Consider the following 6,495-nt stretch of genomic DNA (forward strand, 5'->3'; position numbering starts at 1 on the left):
TCTCGAATCGTGTGGTGGCTAAACAATCATTGTGCAAGTGAAGACGTGGCGATTTTTTACATTGGCCTCAGGTAGTCATGGGGTTGTGTTGGTAGGGTGTTTTATGCAGCTGGGGCACTTTCTGATAAACCTAGCTGACGCATTGGACCCAGCAATAAAGCCATCTATCTATATATGCAGTTAGATGGCTTTACAGATTTACAGATTATCGATATAACCACTAATCAGATCAGTAATTGTGGTTCCGTTCTGACTCGCATAGGTCTTCAGCTTCCGATGTCTCGCCTCATCTAATTTGATGGTCAGCTGCTTCTTAGGTGATGTATCAGCTGCCGTAAATGACTTTTTAAAATCAGCTTTGGCGCCACCCGATGTGCTTACAGCGCGGGTCATTAGGTTCTTCTTCTCGCTCATGATTCATCTCCAATAAGGTTCAATAGTTCGGCTGCTACCTGTTCATAGCCTGCGAGGTCTTTGGGGTAGGTATTGGCGTTGTTTTTGATGGTCTCTAGGTTCTTGATAGGGGTATCAAAGACAGCAATCTGTGCTTGGTCTAGTGCTTCGATAGCTTGTTGGTAGCTGATTGTTCTGGGGTTGGCGTGGGTGAGTAGAACGATTGCAGGTAGTGTGGCCGGGATGGAGTCTAGGGTTGCCCACACTCGGGTCATATCCAAGCTTGCTGGCTTGGTGGGGATGATAAGAATGGTGCTACGGTCTGCGGCTGCATCCAATACTTGGCTATTACCGGGCGGGGTATCGATAAGCACGAAGTCAGCCTCGGTGGTTTTTCGGCTGATTTCGCGGTGGTTAACTGAAGCCACGGGGAACGGTAGTGGCTGTCCGTGTTCTTCGGTAGTGTAGGCCCAGTCTGTTGCTGATCCTTGAGGGTCAGCATCCCAGAGCTCTACTGAGTGTTGAGGTACTAGGGCTTGGGCTAGGTGGATGGCGGTGGTGGTTTTACCGACTCCGCCTTTGCTGTTGAGTATGCCGATGTAGTGGGTCATGTATTTCAGTATAGCTGTTTTTATGTATTGCTATAAATACTGTTATACAGATAGTTGCTTTTACTGTTATACATTTTCACTAATCAGATACCAGTTTTCCGTCTTCACTGATGGTCCGTATCTGTGGCAGCTACAGAGGGCACACAGGTTTATATCGCTAGTCGATACCCCCGGACCAAAGCAAAGCTATGAACTCTACAAGTAGATTTGGAAATCTAATCCTTTACGAGCAACGCCTGCTCAGGGTACAGCTTCTCAGCCTCTACCCAGCCCAAATGATTCTTCATGCGTAAGAACTCCCGCATCAAACGCACCTGCTCCAAACCACGCACCGGCACCACCTGAACCTCAGCTAACCTCGCACGTATCGCTTGTTCACGAGCAGTCGCTGCTTCACGCACACGCTGTGCTTCTGCACGTTCAGTAGCAGTAGGGGAGGGTAACAAGGAACCATCTTCACGCCTCCATGCCTTGAGCCTAATATGCAACCAGGCTAGTACTGAGCGCATACCACCAGCACCGCGCGTTTGATATACCTCACTAGTAGGAGTTTTCTCCAAAGCCCTCACAATATCCTTGATACACCAACCAGCAGCAAAAACCTTCCGCAAATGCCCCGCTAACAACCGTGTAGGTACTCTACGTAAATCAATGACCTCATCTTTGAGCCTCTGAGCAGCAGCTAAACACTCAGAATAACCAGCCGGCACCTGCGTCAAAGGAAATTTTTCTTCCCGCTCCTTTAAGGACTTAACAGATTTCTTAAAAGAACTTAAGGGATGGACATTTTTAACAACAGGAACCAACAAAGTGTAAATGGGTGCCTCATTAATATCTGTCTGACTAAAGGCAGCTGACTTGCCTTGCACTACTACTGCTAGAAGTCTACGGGTAATGAGCTCATGCAGATAACGCTGCACCGTTTTAGTGCAAACTCCCAAGTGAGAGGCGATTTCAGCCTGGGTGAACTGGGCGGTGTACTCGCCCAGGCGGTAGCGGTAGCTAATGTAATCAATAATCTTCTGTGCGGTACGTGCCTTGGTCTCAGAAAGCTGTGAGAGGTAGCGTGTGGCCACGATCCTGCGCCAGGGTAGAGCGTTTTCGGGGGAGGTGGTTCCTGCAGGACGGGATGCTATGAGCTGAAAAATTGTGGCGTTTGCCCTTTTTCTTGCACTCTGCCCGCTACTTATTGGTAGACTAGACACTGAAACACTTCCTGTGTGTAGCGCACATGGACGTTTCCTAACTGATGACCAGGAACTTGGCGGTGCATGGTCATCCACATAATCTTAATGAAAGCCCCTCTTGGCGGAGGGGCCTTCGTTATTTAAACCGTTGGTCTCTACTGTACTGGATGAGCCAGGCTCCGCGCAGGCTATAAAGCACCAGACAGTTAAGTTTTAAAAAACGTCTCACATCATCAGTTTCCTTAGAATCCCAGGGAAGGACCAGCCCCACGCGACGGCCCACCCATCTGCTGGAACCGATGATACGAAGCATCATCAACCTGCTGCCGGGCAGAACGCTCACGAACAGCTTGCTCCTGCTGTACCTGCGATAACCGGGCACCAGCACGGCTCACAGGATCCACACTCAACACCTGCACCACAGCCTCACAATCCTTCGCCACGCCCTGGTCAAACCCAGCCACAAGACGCACATCCACCGAACCATCAGCACGCACCCCACTACCGGTCACGTACCGATAAACATTCCCCATGCGAGGCTTAGCAGGCATCGACGCCTTCACCTGCTGGTAAAGACCCTCATGCTCACCGCGAGTCACCTCCACCAAACCCGCTAGATGACCAACCTTCTCCTGCAAAGCTTGAATCTGCCCCTGATCAGGAGACCCCGCAGCCTGCACCTCATCTAACCTCTGCTGCGCCTGCTCCAAACGCACCCGAGCACCCCGCCGACGGAAAATACCCGCCTGCTCTAACTCCTGCTGCGCGTCCCGCACAGCACCAGTAGCATTCGAAAGCTCTGTTTTATAACTAAACATCGGTTCAAAATACTTCGCCTCAACAGCCCGCAGCTCTTTTCTCGCGCTCTCCAACCCCGACTCATGAGCGCTCAACAACATCTTCACCGCCCCCAGGCGCTCCAGTACTGGTTGATTCTCCTGCGCCCATTCATTGACTTTATGAACATACGTTTGCGCTTGGGCACGCTGATTCATCCGTGCTGAGATTTTCTTTACCTGACCCCGGCCCTCATCAGTCACCGGCAGTACCTTAGCCCCGGTAAAACGCATCGTCGACTGACCATCACCGACCATCAACCGCGTACCTGACCCACCAACCTCGTGCAGGCGCATAAGATACTTATTGTTTTCATCTGCGGTGCTCTCTAACACCACATACTCCCCACGATCACCAGCATTCTTGGCTACCACTACTCCATCACCAGCACGCAACTGGCACACCTTCACCCGATGATCAGCCCGCTCACGCGGATACACACCTAACTGCTTGAGCTCCTGACCCAGCTGGGTACGGGCAGCCTCCAACCCCTGATCAGCCCGATCCACGCTCATAGCCGCAATAAATTGCTCCCGCGCATCCTCCAGATCAGTAGCCACAAAATGCGCCACATTAGAGAACCTACCCCGCGATAAACCAACATAAACCCCAGCACCATCACAAGCACCAGTGACCAGCGTATGCGCCTCATCGACCGTCATCCCCTGAGCCCCATGCGTAGTCACCGCATAACCGGCCTGCACATGCTCACGCACATATTCCACCGGCAGACTCAGCTGGCGCCGCGAGTCACTCACGGACTGCACCCGCACAAAACTCTCAGTGGTTTCCAGGACGCGGAAGCTCTGACGGTTCAGCACACCTAAATCATGATCATTCTTCCGAGCCATCACTGTATCCCCCACCCGGATACCAATCCCATCCATACCCGTGAGAGCCCCAGCGGCAGAAGACACATCAGAAGAATCATCCACAGCAACAAGAGACTCCGAGGCACTCGGTCGAACCCCACCGGTGGCACGCAAACCCGCCACCAGGGTATTCACACTCGTAGCATCCTCATTCGTCGTAGCTGAAACCACCGCACAACGCCCCGCACCCGTAGCATCCACCCACGCCGAAGCCAAAGCAACATGAGCATCCTCAACACTCCCATGCACCTGCACCAACCCACGCTCCACCAGAGCATCAAAAACCGCCCCAGCATCCTTGCGCGAACGCATCAACAAGGACAAATCCGCATACCCAGTATCAACACCACCATCAGCAGCCCTAAACCGGTACACCGAATCCAAATCCACCGAAACACCAGCAGCCTGCGCCAAGGAAAGCACACCACCACGACCCACAGCAGATAACTGAGCATAATCCCCAGTCAACACCAACTGCGCCCCAGTCTCACGAGCCACCTGCACCAGGCGCACCGCAGTATCCTGGCTCATCATCGAGGCCTCATCCACAATCACCTGATCCAAAGAACCCAACGCCCACGCCCGCGGCACCGGAGAATACCCAGCATCACCGACCACCAAACGCTCACCCCAGATCCTTTCACCAGTCACCGGATCCTGTGTTTGGGTAAACCCATAGGCATGCAACAACTGATGCACCGTACCCGATTGTGACCCAGTTTCCTGACGCGCCACGTCCGCTGCCTTACCCGAAGGAGCCACAATCATCTGACGACCACCCTTAACCTCAACCATCACCTTGGCAGCCTTGAGCAAACTGGTCTTACCAGCACCAGCAGGACCCGTCACCGACACCAAACGAGCAGAACCAGACATCATCTGCAAAGCACGAGCATGCGCATCATTCACCGGCGGCTTGACAGACTCACCGACCGGATCCACATACTCACCTGAGGCGAAAACGCCATCAATAAACTCCTGGGGCATATCCCCAACCACTTTTTTCAGGCGCAATCCCACCAGAACCTGCTGAGCAGGAGCAGAGGCACCTAAAGCCGCTAGATGCTGCCGCAACTCTGCTTCTTCTTCCACCACATCCTGTGAGGTATACACCTTCAAGTGGTGCGGCAACTGCGACACCTCAACACCAGCCACCACCGGTTCACAGTACTGCTTAGCGGCCTGCACGCTATGCGCCACAAACTCAGCCAGCTCATCACGGGAGGCCACGAAATCATAATGCGACAAACGCTCATAAGCACCGGCTGTAAGATCTGCAACCGACCAGGACGACTTCTGCGCCGAAACATCGCCAACCACAGCCGCCCCCAGCTCACCAGCCGCTAGATTCAGCTGATCCAACCGAGGCTTAGACTCCACAGAAAGACGAGGCTGCGGGGCAACGAACCCCAACTGCTCCAGTTCAGCTAACCACCGATCAGTATCAGCAGTAGTCTCAGAAGACTTCACCGCACGGGTTTGCGACCAGGCTTGATAATCAATCTGGTTTAACAATGCCCGCCCCGGGCTAATACCAGGATGCTTGTCCTGCCAGTCGGCCAACAGTTCCGTGCGGCGGGCAGCAATAGCAGCAGCACGCTGACTAAACCCTTGCGTATACGCTGCCACCTCAGCGATCTCACCGGTGGCAGGATCAAAACTGTACCCCTGCTGAGCTAAAACCCGATTCAGATTCTCATCGGCATGAATAACCCGCTCACCTACAGCATTGAGCACCTTATTAAGCCGACGCACCTCAGAAGTATCCAGCGCATACCAGGTATCGCCCAGCCGGGCCTTATTAATCAGGTGCACATGAATATGCCGGTGCGGATCCCCATCACGGGAAGTACGATGCGCAGCGGTGGCAATCTCCAACTGATCCGGGGTGCACCAAATCCGCTCACCATTGCCAACGCGAACGCGCACATGAGTATTCTGCGCCAGATACGACCCCAACGCTTCCACTGTCTGATTCATCGCCTGATCTAAGGCAAATCCAACCTGCGGGTTAATCTCAGCAACCAAGGACAAGGATTTGGAGATGTTCACGGGTTTGTCGATAAAGCGAGTGGACTTATCCCCCATCGCCCGGCCACGTAATTCACCGGTGACAGGGTCGCGGCCGTCAATCAGTCGCTCATAGGCATCCCCGTCCAGCAGCTTGATATCTGTGATCTCGCCGTGGTGGTTATAGGTGTAGTTGGTTGCCAGGGACTCGCCGTTTTCGAGGTAGTAGGTGGAGGCGGTGCGGTCTTTTTCCAGGTATTGGCGTACGGCTTTGCCGGTGGTTCCGTGGAAGAAGGTCATGCCGCCTTTCACCTGGTGTTCACCGCCTTGCCTGAATGGTTCGAAAGCCCCCGAAGGGAGTGGTTCTGAGGGTAATTATCACACATCAAGCACTGTTATCACCAGGGTGGGAATACGTGCATAGAAATTAAGTAGTGTGAGAAGGATTGTCAGAGTGAGAGAAAGACCGGTGGATTGTAGGAATCCCAGGGGAGTATGAAAAGAGCTGGGAAAGATAATAAAAGTAAGTTGAGAGGATAAGAATTTTAAGTATCAGGTACTGAGAAAGGGGAGTGACAGTAGCTC

The 6,495-nt window shown here is 53.0% G+C and carries 4 protein-coding genes; all 4 read right to left on the reverse strand.

All coding sequences use genetic code 11. The features are described 5' to 3' along the window. Positions 1-198: 198 nt before the first annotated feature. The 4 genes from IDM49_RS12105 to mobF all read right to left on the reverse strand — a co-directional run bounded on the left by IDM49_RS12105 (position 199) and on the right by mobF (position 6,210). On the reverse strand, positions 199-414 hold the full coding sequence (locus tag IDM49_RS12105; RefSeq protein ID WP_193836802.1) for a plasmid partition protein ParG: 216 nt from the start codon (positions 412-414) through the stop codon (positions 199-201). Next, positions 411-1,004: a ParA family protein gene (locus IDM49_RS12110; RefSeq protein WP_193836803.1), complete on the reverse strand. Its 594-nt coding sequence runs from the start codon at positions 1,002-1,004 to the stop codon at positions 411-413. Before IDM49_RS12110 ends, IDM49_RS12105 begins: the two co-directional genes overlap by 4 nt. Before the next feature lie 215 nt (positions 1,005-1,219). After that, positions 1,220-2,080 (reverse strand): hypothetical protein, encoded by an 861-nt coding sequence (locus IDM49_RS12115; protein WP_193836804.1) that lies wholly within the window; start codon positions 2,078-2,080, stop codon positions 1,220-1,222. Between the two features lie 353 nt (positions 2,081-2,433). Next, positions 2,434-6,210: a MobF family relaxase gene (mobF, locus tag IDM49_RS12120; RefSeq protein ID WP_193836805.1), complete on the reverse strand. Its 3,777-nt coding sequence runs from the start codon at positions 6,208-6,210 to the stop codon at positions 2,434-2,436. Between the last annotated feature and the right edge of the window lie 285 nt (positions 6,211-6,495).

This window comes from Rothia terrae (genome assembly GCF_014705925.2).
Taxonomy (GTDB): domain Bacteria; phylum Actinomycetota; class Actinomycetes; order Actinomycetales; family Micrococcaceae; genus Rothia; species Rothia terrae.

Coding starts and splice junctions, on each gene's coding strand:
- IDM49_RS12110 (WP_193836803.1), bottom strand. CDS start 1,004: ATGACCCACTACATCGGCATACTCAACAGCAAAGGCGGAGTCGGTAAA.
- mobF (WP_193836805.1), bottom strand. CDS start 6,210: ATGACCTTCTTCCACGGAACCACCGGCAAAGCCGTACGCCAATACCTG.
- IDM49_RS12105 (WP_193836802.1), bottom strand. CDS start 414: ATGAGCGAGAAGAAGAACCTAATGACCCGCGCTGTAAGCACATCGGGT.